This is a genomic window from Methyloceanibacter sp., from assembly GCF_041573655.1.
Lineage (GTDB): Bacteria > Pseudomonadota > Alphaproteobacteria > Rhizobiales > Methyloligellaceae > Methyloceanibacter.
The window spans coordinates 1-16254 of sequence record NZ_JBFFQD010000024.1; the positions used below are offsets into that span (position 1 = coordinate 1).

Consider the following 16254-nt stretch of genomic DNA (forward strand, 5'->3'; position numbering starts at 1 on the left):
GCATCGCCCGGGTGGCGCAACGATACAGACCACTTCACAGACGGGCGCGCACCTGACCTCACACTCCGGCAGCACCTCGCCAAAGCGTTGCAGCATTATGAAAGTCTCTTCAGGTTCGGGGCGGAGGCGCCCCGGGGAGACCTGCCGGCCCTAGACGCCCTTCATGGCGACGCCTGCCATCAGCAGCGCCCAGCCCAGCATACCGATCCAGAAGGCGATATGGGCCACGGCCATGAAGCCGCCGCCGATGACGCCGAGGACGCCAAGGATATAGAGCACGATCGCCACGACCGCGCAGATGATGGACAGATAGAAGACGTTCTTCGTCGGTGGTGTCAGCTGAATGGCCATGAGTCCCTCCCGTCTTTTGAAAAGCGGGCAGACCCTAGCATGACAGCGCGGCGTGTTCACCTGCCGGATTTGCCGTTCCCAGCCGCCGTCGCGCATGTATTTGCGTAAAGTTCCGGCCGTGGCGCCGTGCTTCCAGGCGATGCGCCGCTGCGACATGCCGCTATAGAGAAAGTCGTGGCGGACCGCGTCCCAGTCGACGCTGTACGCACCGCCCTCCTCCCCAAGAGGTTCGTCCGGGATCATGGCGTACTGTTCTTGTTGTTGTATGTGCGCCCTCCCTCCCCCTTCCGGAGCGAGGGAAAATGCGCCGTGCTTAGCGTTTGCGGTTCCGGAACCGAGCGTCTATCGAAGTGGCTCCCTATCGAACAGCGACCGCGCGCCTGGAGGCGACATGTTTCGGACCATTGCGATTTGGGTTTTCGGTCTCATCGCCAGCGCGCTTGCCGGGATGACGATCGGCGCCGTTCTGATGGAGCAAGGCGCGGGGCTCGGGCTGATCGCCGGCCTCGCCATTTTCACCATCGCGCGTCTTTTGCTGACCATGCCCCGGTCGTAGACGCGAGGACCCGGCGCTAGAAACTAACAACGCCGCCCCATTGCTGGGCGCGGCGTCTCAACGCGGTGGATCGAAACGGTGTCTCGCCCACGTGTCGCGTTGTAGCCGAACACTAGGCAAACAGCGTCACGCTGTCAAGGACTTTTTTCCTAGGCTTGTCGAGCGCCCTCAAAGCCAGCCGAGATCCTTGGCCTTGGCGTAGGCGGCCTTCCATGCGGCGGCGAGGAAGGAGGCTTGTTGTCCGTCGATTTCCGGCAGCGCCAGGAGCTCTTGAGCTTCCAGGAGCTGCGACCCCTGGTTCCTCATATAGGTCACGACGAACGGCGTGCCGCGCTGGGTCACGCGAAGACCGTTCTCCAAGACTTCGACGCAGAGCTCGGCCATCGCGAACCCGTTTCCTCGGCACTCCCCGGAGCCAAGATTTTAGGCGTGTACGGATTGGTGACAACCCGTTTTGTGACACCAGCTAAAGAGAAAGCCCCGGCTCGCTTTCGCAAGACGCCGGGGCTTTCGCTAGGGCACTTTATCAGGTGAGGCCACGCTAGCGGCCGTATGTGACAGGCTCGTTACGCCGGCCCGCGCGCGATTGCCGCGGGGGTCGACGCCCCATCCCCGATTGAACCACGAGGTAAGACTTCATTAACCAAGCTGGGGTCAGCATGGGCAGGATATCAACGATGGGAGAGCCCCATGCATCCCACCCGTACCCGCCGGAATCGGCGGCGCACTGCCCGCTCCTGGCGCAAGAGCCGCGAGCCCGCCCGGGCGCCGCTCCACCTCGCGGCGGCAGAACCGCTTCTCGCCGCTGGCGGCCTGAGCCCGAGCTATCGCCGCTGCACAAGATCCCGACGCTCAGGCCTTGGCTCGCGACCCGCGACACCGCCATGGAGCACGGCGCGCACGCCGCCGGCTGACGGCGCCCTCGTCCGCCAAGCCCTTCGGAGCGGGGCCCTTCTCTCAAGGCCGGCGCAGGCGTAAGATCGACGCCCGGCGCGGGAGCGTCTCGTGTCCCCGCGCGGAACACGAGAGAGGATGCTGCCATGCGGATTATCTATCTCGCTTTCGTCATGTTCGGCTTGGTGCTCGTTCTCGGGCTTGGCGTCGCGCAGAGCGATGCGCCGGCCCCACAGCAGGTCGCCGACGCGGCCATGGGGCTAAGCCTTCCGGGCGCCTTCACGCAATTGCCCAAGACCAAGATCATGTCGCCCGTCCGGGCCGACGTCGCGCCGCTGCCATTCTGCGGCCAGTGCTCGCAGGACTCCGATTGCGGCACGGGCCACAAATGCTGCGGGCCCTCGAGCTGCCTGGAGTGCTTTAGGGTCGTGACCTGTCCTTAAAAAGAAGCCTGCCGCGGTGCTATTCCGGCTTCGGCTTACAGGGAATCGCGTCCGCGAAGCACTTCGAGTAGAGCCCCTGCACGGCGCAGCTGAGATTTGAGTCCTTCGCCATATCCCATGTGGCTTCGGGATAGATGGTGTGGGCCTTTTCCAGCCAGCCGTTGATCGCCGCTTCCTCGGCGTCGTCGCGGTCCGCCGTGAAGCCCGGACCGCTGCCGGACAGCATTTCGGTGCCGCAGTCCAGATTGGCCGGTGCGGCCGCCTCTTCGCCCGGCTTCGGCACGGACAGGTCAAACGCGTCTTGCGCCCGGCCATCCTGGGCAAGCGTCGGGACTCCAAGCGCCAGAACAGCAGCCGTCAGAACAAGGCGCAAGGCAACGACGCGGTGGGTGAAGGCGAAATTCGGCATCGCGTAAAGGCTCCCTCCCAAATGTTCCCTTTCAAGGGTGTTCTCTTTGTCGGCCCCTCGTTTGCGGGCGAGTCTTAGCACAGACTATCCGTGAGGCTGAATACGCTGCCGCGCCGGAAATGCTGGCAGAAGGCTTGCCGGCTGAGCAGGCCCTGCTCCCTGTCCATGATGCTGCCTTGGTTTGCGCCGACACTCCGCCCGATGTGCCCCTCCGCCGCGCCAGGGAACCGGCGAGGGTGCGCGTTCCTTCCGGCCTTAACCTTTGACCGGCCTCTCGGTACAAGGGCCCACCGGAAGGGACTAGGTTGAAGAGGACGGCCGGGAGCGGCGGGGCCTTTCAGGGTCCGCGCCGTTTGACTCGTGGCCGAAGGTCTGTCGGGGGATTGTCATCGTGACGAGGTTCTGCGTGGCGCTATTTGCGGCCGGGCTCTTGGCCTCAGGCCTTGGCGCGTGCAGCCGCAAGTCCGCTGCGCCCGACGTTTCCTTCCTGCCGACCCGGGCCGTGGCCCAAGCCACCGAGGACTCCAAAGGCGCCTTCGAGGCCGCCAAGGAGGTGTGCCTGGAGGAGGCCCGCCGCAAGGGTATCTCCTCGGTGACCCGGATCCTGCTGTTCCGCGGCAAGACCTCCAAATCCGACTATGTGGATTGCATGGAGAGGAAAGGCTTCGCGGTCGTGGACGACTAGCGCCGCCGCCGGTCCGGTGCGTGGTTAGCGGCGTCTTAACGCAGACGGGGACAAGCTGGGCCGGCTTCGGGCGCTGAGACGCCGGACCTTCGATTTCGGGCTCGCGGAACACCGCGGATTCTCTATAAATAGCCCCAATCAGGGTATACTGGGCTTTAGGGTCGCCCGGACGGACGGCCGGGTATAGCGCACCCGATAAGGGCTGCGAGCAAAGAGGTCGGGTTGAATTGCGGGACTTCTTACAAGGAAATGGCCGCGGCAAATTCATTGATTGGCTGAAGATCGATTCATGGATCGATTCCGGCCTCTATGGCGCCTGGATCGGCTTCCGCGACTGGTGGAGCGCCTATTCGTCCTTCTTCGGCCGTTTCGAGGTCAAGGGATTCTGGCGCGCCTGCAATGAGTTGGCTTGCGAAGCACTGACGCTGAGCGTGGCCGGATTCCTGGTCGTGCTCACATTTGCCCTGCCCGCCTTCGAAATCGCGCAAGGCAAGATCAACCTCTCCGACGAATTCAGCGTCACCTTCCTGGATCGCTATGGCAACGAGATCGGCAAGCGCGGCCTGTTGCGCGATGACTCCGTTCCGCTGGAAGAAATTCCCGATCACATGATCAAGGCGACGCTCGCCACCGAGGACCGCCGCTTCTTCGATCACTTCGGCATCGACATCATGGGTACGCTCCGCGCCCTCGCCGAGAACGCCCAAGCAGATAGGGTTGTGCAAGGCGGCAGCTCGATTTCCCAGCAGCTCGCCAAGAACATGTTCCTCACACCCGAGAAGGCGCTGTCGAGAAAGATCAAAGAGGCGTTCATCGCCATCTATCTTGAGAACCACTACACCAAACCGGAGATCCTCAAGCTCTACTTCGACCGCGCCTATCTCGGCGGCGGCTCCTACGGCGTCGAGGCAGCAGCGCAGTACTATTTCGGAAAGTCGATCCGCGAGGTGACGCTGGCCGAGGCCGCCATGCTCTCCGGCATGTTCAAGGCGCCGACGCGGTACGCCCCGCACATCAACCTCGCCGCCTCGCGCGCGCGCGCCAATGAGGTGCTGACCAACATGGTCGAGGCCGGCTATTTGAGCGAAGGCCAAGTCTACGGCGCCCGCCTGAACCCAGCTCGCATTGTGGAGCGCGGCGACTCGAAGACGCCTGACTATTTTCTCGACTGGGGGTTTGAGGAGGTCCAGCGGTTGATGGCCAACAGGCCGAACCGCATCCTGGTGGCGCGTACGACCGTCGATCTCGGCCTACAGAAAGCGGCCGACGACGCCTTGAAAGACACGGTCAACAAGTATGGCCGCTCACGAAACTTCAATAATGGCGCGCTCGTCTCGATGGAGACCGATGGCGCGGTGCGCGCCATGGTCGGCGGTAAGGACTATGGCACGAGCCAATTCAACCGTGCGGCGCACGCCTACCGCCAACCCGGATCGTCGTTCAAACCGTACGTCTACCTCACCGCGATCGAACACGCCGGCTATACGCCCGACACAGGGGTCTCGGACGGCTTCGTGCGCTGCGGACGCTGGTCGCCGAAAAACTACTCGGGCGGCTACAGGGGTCGCATGACGCTTCGGCGGGCGTTGGCGAAGTCGATCAACACCGTGGCCGTGAAGCTGTCTCTAAAGGCCGGCCGTGAAGTGGTCCTCGCCGACCTGGAAAAGATGGGCATTCGGCACCTGAAGAAGACGTGCTCCTTGGCGCTGGGCGACAACGGCATGACGCCTCTTGAGCATGTCGGCGGTTATGCCGTCTTTGCCGCAGGCGGCCTTGAAGTTCGGCCCTATGGCATCGAGGAGATCCGCACGCTTTCGGGCGAGCTTCTCTACAATCACGATCGCGACGAACCGAAACGCAAGCGGATATTCAAAAGAAAATCCGTGGAGCAGCTGAATTCCATGCTGCACACCGTGACGGTGGCCGGTACCGGGCGCCGCGCGCAATTGGACTATACGAACGTCGCCGGCAAGACGGGAACGAGTACGGCCTATCGCGATGCATGGTTCATGGGCTACACCGGCCAATATGTCACCGGCGTCTGGCTCGGCAACGATGACTTCCGGCCCATGGCCCGCGTCACCGGCGGTAGCTTCCCCGCGCAAACCTGGAAGACCTACATGACGGCGGCATACGCCACCGACAACATTCCGACCATTCCCGGCGTCGAGCCCCATCCGCGCCAGCGCGCCGAGCAGCAGAGGATCGCTGCTGTCATGTCTGAAAACACCACGGCTGAGTTGCCCGTGCCGCCTCCGCCCGAAAACGTGAAGGATATGTCGTCCTCCACCCGCAAGGTTCTGCAGAGGCTTGGCAACCTTCTCAAGAAGGCGCCGGCGCTCGACCCCGAGGACCAGACAAGCCCCGATCGCGTACAAGCGCCTGCGCCCACATCAGCGCCGAGCCTGGCATCGGCGGCGAATGGCGACGGAATTTCCCGCCCCCAACCCGCGCCGGCCGCGACAGAGAGTTCGGGACAACCCACCGACGCCGGCGTTCCCCAGTAAACGGCTGAGACGCTTCCTTCGAAAGGCGATGCCCGCGTGACCGCCCTCCCAGACATGCCCCTGACGGGCGCCGCAACGCGCACCAGCCTCTGGCGCGAAGAGGGCAGCACGTCGATGCGTGCGTTGGGCTATTTCATCGGGACGTTCGCGGTCGCCTTGATCCTTGGTATCGGCACGGCTTGGTACATGATCGAACGCGGCTCTCCTCTGACGACGATGTCAGCGGGCCCGTGGAAGAGTTGGCTTAGCGAAGGCAACCCGAATGCCGATCCCTACACGCGCGCGCACCTTGCACGAAGCGGCAGACTTCCCCTCACCTCAACCGCAGCCCGCTATTTCGTTTCACGGACGGATAGCTGGGGGCACACGTTGAGCTCCGGCTGCGAGTACTCCGTCGTTGGGCTGCCCCTGAATGCGCGTTGGTGGTCGCTCGCCGTCTACGATCAATATGGCTCACTGATCCCGAACCCTTCCAATCGCTATAGCTTCAACAGCGAAGAGATGATCCGCCGCGCGGACGGAAGCTTCCATCTCAATCTTTCACGAAACGCCAGACCGGAAAACTGGCTTCCGAGCGGCACTGGTCCAGACCGCAACCTCGTGCTGGTCCTGCGCGCCTACGGTGTGCGCGACACGGACATTAGCGGTATCGGTCAGATTCCAGCCGACCGCCTGCCAAAAATCGAGCGTGTGCGATGCGAGTAAGGCTTCCAGGACTCTATATTGCGCTCTGCGTCGTGCTGGCGGGTCTCATCCACATCGCCGCCGTGCTGACGCTGCCCATGCTGGCGCCCCGAGATGCGCACGCAAGGCTTGCGGCCCTCGGCCCTGCCAACAAGATGATCCAATTGCCGCTGCCCGCGCCGGGGCGTCAGGTCATGCCGTTGATGGCTCCGGACGTACGCTATGCCATCTGCCGCTATGACCTTTCGAAGGGACCGGTACGCCTGAAGGCGCGCATTGCCGACGGCAACTGGCTCATCGCGTTCTACACGCCGCTTGGCGAGAACTATTACACGGTTGTTGGCGGCGACCTGAAGCGGCCCGATGTCGATCTGATCGTGGCGATGTCGGACCAGACGGTCGCGGAAGTCGGCGTCGATTCGCCCGAGGCATTCGACAATGTCGTGGTGGTCAATTCGCCAGTGGAGGAGGGAATCGCCCTCGTGCGCGTGCCACTGACGGGCCAGAGCCGCAGTGTAGAAGCGGAGCGAGCCCTCAAGGCCACCTATTGTGGCGCGCACAAAGGCTCGAACCAGCCCTCAAGCCCGTGACTTCTTGCGGACGCGCGGGGCACGCCGCCGGCTAGGAGAGCTGTCTTGGGGTGCATCCATCGACGTGTGGCGCTCGATGCGGACGCCCGGAAAGATAATGATCTCTCCCAGCGTTCCCTCAACAGGTTTGTCAGTCCTGGCCGCGGGCTCCTCGGTTCGGCGGAATTCCAGTATGGTCGACATTCTCAGTCTCCACGGGTTTGCTTTCGCGATGAGCGCGATTCGCAACGGCGCCAATGCACCTGCGCCGAATTAAGACCAAGGTAAGGTTAACGAAATCCTAATCGCGAAGATGCGCTCACGTCTCGACGAGGGCATCGTCAAGAAAGTGCCGTCCCGCACTGTCTTCGACTTCGAGGATCCACAAATCTGAATCGAAGTTGAGCTGCCGCGCCAGAAACACTCTGGCCTCTTCCGATGCGACGGCGGAGCCCTCCAGACACCGAACCCAGCGCCGATCCGTATCGCTTCCGGTGATTCCGGTTGGCGCCGGCCCGTAGAGACAGACATTCCCGTCCAGCAGATCAATCGAGATGAAGATCGCACCGGCAGCCGCGTCTCCGCGGCGCACCACCACGGCCTGAACGAACGCCGCCTGGCAGCGCCGGATATAAGCACTGACCCAAATTTCGCTGGTAAGACGCATGAGGTGGCAAGCCTAACGCGAAACCGTCAGCGATGCGCGGCTGTCTTGGTGACGTCCCGCCCCGTGACGCGCTGGAACTCTCCGAGCAGCTCCGGCGTGATCTGTCCGCTTTGGGGAAGATTGCGGTCGCGCTGGAAGGCGCTGATCGCGCGCGCGGTGTTCTCTCCCCAATCGCCGTCAACTGGACCGGGCGCATATCCGAGCTCCGCGAGCGCTTGCTGCACGCTCTTCACCGTTTCATGCTCCGCCGCACTGGCCGCAATGCTATCGGGCGCCGTCACAGACCCCGTGGCCTCAGCTGGCGCAACGCTGTCCCCAAGCAAGATCTGGCGCAGCAGGTCGTCGCTGGGCAGTCCGGTTACGGTCAAGCCTTCGCTGCTTTGAAAGGTTGAGATTGCCGCACGCGTCTTGTCCGATAGGTTGCCGTCGACCGCCCCGACGTCATAGCCCCGCGCGGCGAGCTCTCGCTGCACGGCTCTGACAACGAGCTGGGATTCTGCCGTCTCCGCAGGCAATGGCGGCAGATCGGTGCTAACGGACGCCATCCCCGCCGGTTGCGCCGGCGCCTTCGGCTGAGCGGCCGGCGGCGGGACCTCAAATTCCGAGGGCGCATCGAATTCCGGTGGCTCGTCCTTTGGCACGACGGAGATTGTCGCAACGCCTTGCGTGGACGCATCCGCGCTGCTCATCCCTCGGGGCGCATGCTCCTGAAGGTAGAGTGCGTTGTAGATGATCGTCCCGGTCAGGCCTAGGAAGGCCAGAAACACGAGCCGCGCTGTGACTACGCCCATCGGGTCCTACATTCGTTACAAATCATGGCAAGAGAGGCTCGCCGCCTCTCTTTGGGGCATCTTGGCGTCCGAAACTAAAGAGTTGCTAAACAACCCCGCTGGGTGCCTCACGCCGCCGATGCCGTCGGCACATGGGGGCAAGATTCTGCGGGATAAGGTTCTGCCAACTCTGACTCTGCCTCCATCGGCAAGGTGATGGTCGCCGTCGTGCCCTTCCCTAGCGTGCTTGTGATCTCAAGCGCACCGTCGTGGAGGCGCGCAAGTCCTTTCACAACAGATAGTCCAAGCCCCGCGCCCTCGTAGTTCCTGTCATAGGAGCCACTGGCCTGCACGAATGGCTTGCCGAGCCGCGCCAGGTCTTCGTCGGCGATGCCGATACCGTTGTCGGAGACGGCGAAGGCGATGCTTCCGTCCTTAATATGTGCCGTGACCTTCACCCATCCGCCAGGCTCGGTGAACTTGATCGCGTTCGAAATCAAGTTGAGCAGCATTTGCTTGCACGCGCGCTTGTCGGCCGCAAGCGCGGGGACGTCCCCGACATCGACTTTGAGATCGATCTGCTTCTGCTCCGCCATGTGACGCATGACATCGCAGCAGGACGTCACAAGCGCGGCGACATCGAGCGGTTCCTTCACGATCTTGAACTTTCCGGCCTCGATCTTCGACATGTCGAGAATGTCGTTGACCACATTGAGAAGGTGCTCGCCGCTCTCATGGATTAGGCGTGAATAATCGCGATAGCGCGCATCGCCGAGCTTCCCGTAAAGTTCCTTATTGAGCATCTCCGAAAAGCCGATGATCGCATTGAGCGGCGTACGCAGTTCATGACTCATGCTCGCAAGGAACTGGGTCTTGGCCCGGCTTGCGCTTTCGGCCTCGTCCCGAGCCTTGAGAAGCTGCGCTTCTTGCGCCTTGTGTTCGGTGATGTCGCGTGTCACGGCCACGACGGCCGACCGTTCCTGACCGGCGCCTCCGACTGAGGGCATTGGGCGGCACCGCATCTCGACCCATGCATAGCGGTCGCCCTCGCCGGCCCCAGGGCGGCGCACGCGAAACTCCACGGCAATGGTCTGGTTACTGGCCTGGCAGCGCGACAATGCTGTCAGATATGCGGGCCGGTCCGCCAAGTGCACGCGCTCAAACAGACCGTCGCCCAGAATTTTCTGAACCGGCTCACCGAGCAGGTTCTGGGCTGCCAGCGAGGCGAAAACGACGCGGCCTTCGGCATCGTGGCTCGTGATCATGTCGTTCGCGTTCTCGGCAATGAGGCGATAGCGCTCCTCGCTCTCCCGAATGGCGCTTTCCGAATGTCTGTGCACCACTTGGCTCATCACCCCCAGCCCTGCGGCGTAAGCGGTGGCAGATGCTGCGCCGAGCAGCGCGAAGACAGATGGCGATAGCGGTAATGCCGAGGCGGGGACGAGACCGGCAGCGCCCAAGACCGCCAACACGACGAGCCCAAAGGCCGATGCCCCACCCGCCCAAATGACGATCCGCCTGTCCGTGGCAAGCCCGGCCTCGAAAGGTACCGCAACCAGCCATGGCAGCAGGCCGGAGGCGAGGCCGCCTGTCAGCCATGCGCAATAGGTCACGAGGCCTGCGAAATTGACGGCCGATATCAGATGTGCCGCCCCAAAACGGCCGGTGCGCGAAAGAAAGATGGCGATGGCGATGGGCGACAGCAGCCATAGGAAGGCGGCGGCGCCAAAAAGCGACGGTTTTCCCCCCACGACGAGATAGATGGGAAACACACAGAGGGCCAGGAGACCGCCAAGCAGGCGCGAGGCGATGAACGACCGGTGCCGCGCTATCGTGAGGGCATCGCCGCGCGCGGAATTGTGCACCAGCGAGCCGAAATACACCGACAGCCCGCGAAAACTCTCATTACCAAACACGCGCATCTCGTAGCGGCCCAGTGGCCGCTTCGTCCCCGATTGAATCGAACCGGGATTATTCGGGGGCCGCGCTTAAGGAATGCATAAAGCGCGGGGGCCCCCGGGCGCTGAGCGAAGCTCCGGAACCGCAAACGGGGCCGTGGAAACCACATCGTAAAGCAGTCCTTGCCGGCACATTTCCAAATTGAGATAATTTTGAGAGGAAATAAAAATGAAGTATAAAGAAGTACTAATTGCATTAGAGTCTTCGTTGAGTGAAGTTGTCGATTCAAAATTTAGGGGTTTCCGAGACGGTATATTATTTTCTTCGAGCTATAGTGCGTCAATCTGCAGGGGAAATTGCAGAAAAACATACGGCAAAAAAGCCGTAGTTAACAGAGAGGGCAAATCGATGATGTTTCTAATCAGAACGGGCTTCTGGTTGCTCGTTCTTGTTCTGCTGCTTCCGACCGACGAGAACCAGCAGAATGAGATCTACGGGACCGCGCAGACGGCCATGAACGACGTTGCGACGTTCTGCGACCGCAATCCGCAGACATGCGTCAAGGGTCAGGATGCCTTTGAACTGCTGGTGCAAAAGGCCCAGTACGGCGCCCAGGTCGTGATGAACCTGGTCGAAGAGCAGACAGGGAACCTCGACAGCAACCCTGTCCCAGTTCCCGGACCTGTCCCTGGACCGGTGCCGATGCCAGCCGACAATAATGTCATGCCGAGCGACAACAGTGTCATGCCGGTCCCGGCAGCGGCGCCCTTGGAGCCGGCGACCACTTGGGATGCATCTGCGTCCCAAGACACCTTGAATCCTCAGGACCGGGAAGCCGCTTGGGGCGGTCCGGGCATCTAAAGGGCAGTGCGCCGGCTTTCGCGCCGGCGCGAATTGAGAATTGTCCGATTGCGCGGTGCGATCGGAGTCCAAGACCTGTTGGCAGCCCCCCGCCTGCCAAACGAGGGCGCGCAGTTGGGAAGGTTTCTGCCCTTTCCCTCCCAAACTGCGCGCCCTATTTCTTTTGACAAAGGCCGTCGCGGCCGGGCTCATCCCCCCCTATATTTGGGATATGGACACTGCAACCAGCACCTCTGTTCCGACCTTCGACGAGATCCTTGCCGACTTCGAGCTGCTCGATGAGTGGGAGGATCGCTACCGTTACGTCATTGAGCTGGGCCGAAAGTTGAGGCCGCTGCCCGATGAAGAGCGCAACGCGCAGAACAAAGTCGAAGGCTGCGTCAGCCAGGTCTGGCTCTCCACCACGATCGAGCGCGATGGCGCGCCGCGCCTCACCTTCATCGGCGACAGCGACGCGCATATCGTGCGCGGCCTGATCGCGATTCTGTTTGCCATCTACTCAGGCAAGAGCGCGGACGAGATCTTGAGCATCGATGCCGTCAAGACACTCGGCGACCTTCACCTCAAGGAGCATCTGACGCCGCAGCGCTCCAATGGGCTCATGGCGATGGTGAAGCGTATTCAGAACGACGCCGCCACGGCGAACTAGGCTTACTCAGCGCCTACAAGGGCGAGCTCGCGGGCCTTGAATGCGGCCAATCGCACGGTCAGGCAACAGCTACGCGCGCCCCAAGCGTGACCGGCTCCGGCGACACCCGGGGATAGCACTGAGATGCACAGGGGGTGTCGGCCTCGTTCGTTTCAAACGGGCCAGCGATGTCGAGACAGAGGATCCGATCCACGCGGCGCCCATCGTCCGACAGGGGCAACCGCAACCAGAACAGCACGACATGGTCGCGGCCCTTCGAAGGCCCGCGAACGACGCCGGTTCCGGGCAAGCCTGCCATGGCGATGCGCGCGTAGACACGGCTCCAATACGTCGCGCAATCCCCGCAGAAGATATCCGACAGGCGTCGCCCGGTGATTTCCGCGCCATAAATATCGCGCAGGCACGTGCCTGCGAGCGTGAACGAGCCTTTATCCAGTCCGTCTCTGACATCGATCAGACCGATATGAGGCAAGAGGCCGGGCACCTTAAGCGGATCGAAATCGGGCCGCGCCGGCATGACCCGCTCACCAGCGCTTTGGCGCCAATAATCGTAGAGTTCGCGTTGTCCCTGCATGACCAGCTGGGCGCGAAAAGCGCATGCGGACGGCATTGTTGTTTCCCCCTGCCGCGCAGCGCTTTGCTTTTGCGCGAATCGCGACCCCACGACTATGTGGAGTTCGCCTGTCACATACAAGGGATGCAGGACGGATTCAGCTAAGAGTCACAATGGCTTGTAGATAGAGCAATGGCGGCCACGCGATCTTGCGGGCGCCGCCGTTTCAAAAATCGTAAGCGCTGGAGTCGCTTAAGCCGTGCCGCGTTCCTAGCGCCGCCGCTGACCAAGCCCCATGCGCTTGGCGAGATCCGAACGCGCTGCCGCGTAGTTCGGCGCGACCATGGGATAGTCGTGAGTCAAGCCCCACTTCTCCCGGTATTCTTCGGGCGACAAATCGTAATGCGTGCGCAGATGGCGCTTCAGCGATTTGAACTTCTTCCCGTCCTCGAGACAGATGATGAATTCGGGCGTCACGGACTTCTTGATCGGAACCGCAGGCTTCAACTCTTCCTTCGGCGGCTGCGTAGAAGCATTGGACGCTTTGCTCAGCGCTTCGAACACATTTTGGATGACGCCAGGTAGGTCGGCGGCCACGACAGTGTTGTTGCTGACATAAGCCGAGACGATCTCGGCGGTCAGCTCAACGAGTTCGTTCTTCTCCAAATTCGCGTCCATCAAATTCGCTCCTTGATCCGCCTAATGTCCGGCTTTGGCCGAGCGGGCCGCAATTTGGCGGTCCCTAGCACATCTCGCCAGCTCTCAGGGCTCCTTGAGCCACCGGATTATGCCGTTTTTATGGCCAGAAACTTCGATGTTACACAACTATCCAGCATGTAAATCAATAACATGTCTCTCTGATCTGTCTCTATAGCACTTTTCCACAAACTTGCAACGCAACTCTTCTGACGAAGACTGCATTCTAACCAGTGGACTAAAGGGCTTGGAGATCTTCCCAGGCGAACGAGATTCAAACGCTGACGCAGGTCAGTCGAAAGCACGGCGTTGCGATGCAGCCCTCAGAAGAGACGGCTCGCCTGCCAATCAAGCCTGCGTGAGAGCGATGGGAGACCTCTTCGGGACGTGTCCCGAAGTACTTATATTCTGCGTGACCTCCCGCAGACGAGATCGAGAGCCTCACAAGAATGACCAAAGCTGAGAAGAACCAGAACACGGCCAAAGAGCAACACGCTGTCTCTAAAGAAGAGTGGCGCGATAAGCTCTCGGCGGAGCAGTATCACGTCACCCGTGAACACGGCACCGAGCGCGCGTTCAGCCACCCCCACCATGCGGAGAAGCGCGACGGCATGTATCGCTGCGTATGCTGCGGGACGGCCCTCTTCAGCTCGGACACGAAGTTTGATTCCGGCACCGGCTGGCCAAGCTTCACCGACGTGGCGTCCGCGGACACCGTCGCCAAGCACGAGGACAGCTCCTTCGGCATGCGGCGCGTTGAGGTGCGTTGTGCAAACTGCGACGCGCATCTCGGGCACGTGTTCCCCGACGGCCCTGGGCCGACCGGCATGCGCTATTGCATCAACGGTTGCGCCCTCGACCTTGACACCAGCGATGCCAGTGGCGAGACCTCAAGCTAGTCTTCCGTCTACGCAATAAAGCGACATGAACGAAACAGCTCCCTTGGCGTGCGCACCGTGCGCCGAACGCCGCCCATCGCGCTCCGCCCATCACGGCATCGAACGTGAGGACGATTACGCTTGGCTGCGTGCCGACAACTGGCAAGCGGTCATGCGAGATCCAGACGCGCTGCCTGCGGACATTCGCGCGCATCTCGAAGCGGAGAACGCTTATACGGGCGCCGTCATGGCGGACACCGAGAGCCTTCAGGAGGCGTTGTTCGCCGAGATGAAGGGGCGCATCAAGGAGGACGACTCAAGCGTCCCGGCACCCGACGGCGCCTTTGACTACTACGCCCGCTATGTCGTGGGCGGGCAGCATCCCCTTTACTGCCGGCAGCCACGCGGCGGCGGTGAAGAAGAGATCCTGGTCGACGGCAATACGTTGGCCGAAGGCCATGCCTATTTCCACATCGCCAACGTCGCCCACAGCCCCGACCACAAACTTATCGCCTACGCGGTCGATACGAAGGGCTCGGAGTTTTACACCGTCAAGATCGTCGACGCGGAGACGCACGCCGAGGTCGATAGCTCTATCGCCGACAACAATGGCAGTTTCCAATGGGCCGCCGACAGCAAGACGCTCCTCTATATCTGGCTCGACGAGGAGCATCGGCCCCGCAAACTTTTCGCGCATGGGATCGGCTTGGAAGGCGACGACCATCTCATCCACGAGCAAGCCGACCCTGGCTATTTCCTCGAGATCGGCACCACTCAGGACAACAAGTACCTGTTGCTCGGCGTGCACGACCACGAGACGTCCGAAGTCAGCCTGATCGACGCGCATGATCCTTGTACGCGCCCGCGCGTCATCGCGCCTCGCAAGGCTGATCATGAGTATTCTGCCGACCACCACGATGGGCGGCTAGTCATCCTCACCAACTCGGATGACGCGGAAGACTTCCGTATCGTCGAAGCGCCGGCGGACGACCCAAGCCCGCAAAACTGGCGAGAAATCGAACCGCACCGGCCTGGGCGGCTCATTCTCGATATCGTCGCCTATAAAGACTTCCTGGTGCGCCTGGAGCGCGAGAACGGGCTGCCGCGCATCGTCGTGCGCCGTTTCGCCGACGGGGAAGAGCACGCAATCGCCTTCGACGAGGAGGCGTACGCGCTGGGACTCTCCCACGGCTACGAATATGACACGAACACGCTGCGCTTCACGTATGCGTCGATGACGACGCCGACGCAGACCTTCGATTATGACATGGACACGCGGAAACGCGTGTTGCGCAAAACCCAAGAGGTTCCGAGCGGCCACGATCCGAGCCTTTACGTCACCCGCCGTGTCATGGCCCCGGCCGAGGACGGCGAGACCGTGCCCGTGACCCTCCTCTACCGCAAGGAGACGAAGCTCGACGGCAGCGCCCCGCTCCTCCTCTACGGCTATGGCGCCTACGGCATCACCATGCCGGCGGGTTTCTCCACCAACGCGCTATCGCTCGTGGATCGCGGATTCGTCTACGCCATTGCCCATGTGCGCGGCGGCAAGGAGAAGGGATATCGCTGGTACAAGGACGGCAAGCGCGCGAAGAAGGTGAACACCTTCACCGACTTCATTGCCGCGGGCGAATATCTCGCTCAGCAGAAGTTCACATCGCGCGGCCGGATCATTGCACATGGCGGCAGCGCCGGCGGCATGCTTATGGGCGCCGTCGCAAACTTGGCACCCGATCTCTTTCTCGGGATCATCGCGGAGGTTCCGTTCGTCGACGTGCTCGCGACCATGCTCGACGACACCCTGCCGCTGACGCCGCCGGAGTGGCCGGAATGGGGAAACCCGATCGTAAGCGCGGACGACTACCGCACGATCGCCGCCTATTCGCCCTACGACAACGTGCGTGCCATGGGTTACCCCAACATCCTGGCAGTCGCAGGCCTGACGGACCCGCGCGTCACCTATTGGGAGCCTGCGAAGTGGATCGCCAAGCTCCGCGAACACGAGACGGGCGAAACCCTCACGCTGCTGAGGACCAATATGGAGGCGGGACACGCGGGCGCATCCGGCCGGTTCGACCGGCTGAAAGAGGTCGCACTGTCTTACGGCTTCGCGCTGAAGGTTTCCGGCAGCGCGTAAGCCGCACCCCCTAGGCGGCGCGCCGAAATCTGTGCGAGAGTGCCGC

Annotated in this window: 18 protein-coding genes; 10 read left to right on the forward strand and 8 right to left on the reverse strand. The window is 62.0% G+C overall.

Going from position 1 to position 16254, the window contains the following annotated elements:
* Positions 1-150: 150 nt before the first annotated feature.
* The gene (locus ABY454_RS07415) at positions 151-594 is read right to left on the reverse strand and encodes a hypothetical protein (RefSeq protein WP_372929545.1); all 444 of its coding nucleotides are present in this window, start codon (positions 592-594) and stop codon (positions 151-153) included.
* 148 nt (positions 595-742) lie between these two features.
* On the opposite strand from ABY454_RS07415, the gene ABY454_RS07420 reads away from it, so the two are divergent.
* Entirely contained in the window at positions 743-907 is a 165-nt protein-coding gene (locus ABY454_RS07420; protein ID WP_372929546.1) for a hypothetical protein, read from the forward strand.
* A 168-nt stretch (positions 908-1075) separates the two neighbouring features.
* Here ABY454_RS07420 and ABY454_RS07425 read toward each other — a convergent pair whose 3' ends face one another.
* Positions 1076-1291: a hypothetical protein gene (locus ABY454_RS07425; protein WP_372929547.1), complete on the reverse strand. Its 216-nt coding sequence runs from the start codon at positions 1289-1291 to the stop codon at positions 1076-1078.
* Between the two features lie 656 nt (positions 1292-1947).
* Here ABY454_RS07425 and ABY454_RS07430 point away from each other — a divergent pair.
* On the forward strand, positions 1948-2244 hold the full coding sequence (locus ABY454_RS07430) for a hypothetical protein (protein ID WP_372929548.1): 297 nt from the start codon (positions 1948-1950) through the stop codon (positions 2242-2244).
* Between the two features lie 19 nt (positions 2245-2263).
* On the opposite strand, the gene ABY454_RS07435 is transcribed toward ABY454_RS07430, so the two are convergent.
* Positions 2264-2653: a hypothetical protein gene (locus ABY454_RS07435; RefSeq protein ID WP_372929549.1), complete on the reverse strand. Its 390-nt coding sequence runs from the start codon at positions 2651-2653 to the stop codon at positions 2264-2266.
* 391 nt (positions 2654-3044) lie between these two features.
* On the opposite strand from ABY454_RS07435, the gene ABY454_RS07440 reads away from it, so the two are divergent.
* From ABY454_RS07440 to ABY454_RS07455, 4 genes are all read left to right on the forward strand, one after another.
* A complete protein-coding gene (locus ABY454_RS07440; RefSeq protein WP_372929550.1) occupies positions 3045-3338 on the forward strand; it encodes a hypothetical protein in 294 nt (97 codons plus the stop codon).
* A 227-nt stretch (positions 3339-3565) separates the two neighbouring features.
* Positions 3566-5845 carry a PBP1A family penicillin-binding protein gene (locus ABY454_RS07445; protein ID WP_372929551.1) on the forward strand — a complete coding sequence of 760 codons (2280 nt, stop codon included), beginning with the start codon at positions 3566-3568 and terminating at the stop codon, positions 5843-5845.
* A 36-nt stretch (positions 5846-5881) separates the two neighbouring features.
* Positions 5882-6550 carry a DUF1214 domain-containing protein gene (locus ABY454_RS07450; RefSeq protein WP_372929552.1) on the forward strand — a complete coding sequence of 223 codons (669 nt, stop codon included), beginning with the start codon at positions 5882-5884 and terminating at the stop codon, positions 6548-6550.
* Positions 6541-7119, forward strand: coding sequence for a DUF1254 domain-containing protein (locus tag ABY454_RS07455; protein ID WP_372929553.1), 579 nt, complete (start codon positions 6541-6543; stop codon positions 7117-7119). Before ABY454_RS07450 ends, ABY454_RS07455 begins: the two co-directional genes overlap by 10 nt.
* A gap of 298 nt (positions 7120-7417) precedes the next feature.
* Here ABY454_RS07455 and ABY454_RS07460 read toward each other — a convergent pair whose 3' ends face one another.
* From ABY454_RS07460 to ABY454_RS07470, 3 genes are all read right to left on the reverse strand, one after another.
* A complete protein-coding gene (locus ABY454_RS07460; protein ID WP_372929554.1) occupies positions 7418-7765 on the reverse strand; it encodes a DUF1491 family protein in 348 nt (115 codons plus the stop codon).
* Positions 7766-7791: 26 nt separating this feature from the next.
* On the reverse strand, positions 7792-8556 hold the full coding sequence (locus tag ABY454_RS07465; protein ID WP_372929555.1) for a peptidoglycan-binding protein: 765 nt from the start codon (positions 8554-8556) through the stop codon (positions 7792-7794).
* A gap of 107 nt (positions 8557-8663) precedes the next feature.
* Positions 8664-10457 (reverse strand): PAS domain-containing sensor histidine kinase, encoded by a 1794-nt coding sequence (locus ABY454_RS07470; protein ID WP_372929556.1) that lies wholly within the window; start codon positions 10455-10457, stop codon positions 8664-8666.
* A 385-nt stretch (positions 10458-10842) separates the two neighbouring features.
* Between ABY454_RS07470 and ABY454_RS07475 the strand changes: the two genes are divergently transcribed.
* On the forward strand, positions 10843-11295 hold the full coding sequence (locus tag ABY454_RS07475; RefSeq protein WP_372929557.1) for a DUF5330 domain-containing protein: 453 nt from the start codon (positions 10843-10845) through the stop codon (positions 11293-11295).
* A gap of 211 nt (positions 11296-11506) precedes the next feature.
* Complete coding sequence (locus ABY454_RS07480) at positions 11507-11944, forward strand: SufE family protein (RefSeq protein ID WP_372929558.1); 438 nt, start codon at positions 11507-11509, stop codon at positions 11942-11944.
* 58 nt (positions 11945-12002) lie between these two features.
* On the opposite strand, the gene ABY454_RS07485 is transcribed toward ABY454_RS07480, so the two are convergent.
* Both ABY454_RS07485 and ABY454_RS07490 read right to left on the reverse strand, forming a co-directional pair.
* Positions 12003-12518 carry a PAS domain-containing protein gene (locus ABY454_RS07485; RefSeq protein WP_372929559.1) on the reverse strand — a complete coding sequence of 172 codons (516 nt, stop codon included), beginning with the start codon at positions 12516-12518 and terminating at the stop codon, positions 12003-12005.
* 249 nt (positions 12519-12767) lie between these two features.
* Entirely contained in the window at positions 12768-13175 is a 408-nt protein-coding gene (locus ABY454_RS07490) for a MucR family transcriptional regulator (RefSeq protein ID WP_372929560.1), read from the reverse strand.
* 467 nt (positions 13176-13642) lie between these two features.
* On the opposite strand from ABY454_RS07490, the gene msrB reads away from it, so the two are divergent.
* Together msrB and ABY454_RS07500 are read left to right on the forward strand one after the other, a co-directional pair.
* Positions 13643-14092, forward strand: coding sequence for a peptide-methionine (R)-S-oxide reductase MsrB (gene msrB / locus ABY454_RS07495; RefSeq protein ID WP_372929561.1), 450 nt, complete (start codon positions 13643-13645; stop codon positions 14090-14092).
* Between the two features lie 25 nt (positions 14093-14117).
* Entirely contained in the window at positions 14118-16208 is a 2091-nt protein-coding gene (locus tag ABY454_RS07500; RefSeq protein WP_372929562.1) for a S9 family peptidase, read from the forward strand.
* Positions 16209-16254: the final 46 nt, after the last annotated feature.

Coding starts and splice junctions, on each gene's coding strand:
- ABY454_RS07430 (WP_372929548.1), top strand. CDS start 1,948: ATGCGGATTATCTATCTCGCTTTCGTCATGTTCGGCTTGGTGCTCGTT.
- ABY454_RS07425 (WP_372929547.1), bottom strand. CDS start 1,291: ATGGCCGAGCTCTGCGTCGAAGTCTTGGAGAACGGTCTTCGCGTGACC.
- ABY454_RS07475 (WP_372929557.1), top strand. CDS start 10,843: ATGATGTTTCTAATCAGAACGGGCTTCTGGTTGCTCGTTCTTGTTCTG.
- ABY454_RS07465 (WP_372929555.1), bottom strand. CDS start 8,556: ATGGGCGTAGTCACAGCGCGGCTCGTGTTTCTGGCCTTCCTAGGCCTG.
- ABY454_RS07480 (WP_372929558.1), top strand. CDS start 11,507: ATGGACACTGCAACCAGCACCTCTGTTCCGACCTTCGACGAGATCCTT.
- ABY454_RS07470 (WP_372929556.1), bottom strand. CDS start 10,457: ATGCGCGTGTTTGGTAATGAGAGTTTTCGCGGGCTGTCGGTGTATTTC.
- ABY454_RS07435 (WP_372929549.1), bottom strand. CDS start 2,653: ATGCCGAATTTCGCCTTCACCCACCGCGTCGTTGCCTTGCGCCTTGTT.
- ABY454_RS07460 (WP_372929554.1), bottom strand. CDS start 7,765: ATGCGTCTTACCAGCGAAATTTGGGTCAGTGCTTATATCCGGCGCTGC.
- ABY454_RS07500 (WP_372929562.1), top strand. CDS start 14,118: ATGAACGAAACAGCTCCCTTGGCGTGCGCACCGTGCGCCGAACGCCGC.
- ABY454_RS07485 (WP_372929559.1), bottom strand. CDS start 12,518: ATGCAGGGACAACGCGAACTCTACGATTATTGGCGCCAAAGCGCTGGT.
- ABY454_RS07455 (WP_372929553.1), top strand. CDS start 6,541: ATGCGAGTAAGGCTTCCAGGACTCTATATTGCGCTCTGCGTCGTGCTG.
- ABY454_RS07420 (WP_372929546.1), top strand. CDS start 743: ATGTTTCGGACCATTGCGATTTGGGTTTTCGGTCTCATCGCCAGCGCG.
- msrB (WP_372929561.1), top strand. CDS start 13,643: ATGACCAAAGCTGAGAAGAACCAGAACACGGCCAAAGAGCAACACGCT.
- ABY454_RS07490 (WP_372929560.1), bottom strand. CDS start 13,175: ATGGACGCGAATTTGGAGAAGAACGAACTCGTTGAGCTGACCGCCGAG.
- ABY454_RS07415 (WP_372929545.1), bottom strand. CDS start 594: ATGATCCCGGACGAACCTCTTGGGGAGGAGGGCGGTGCGTACAGCGTC.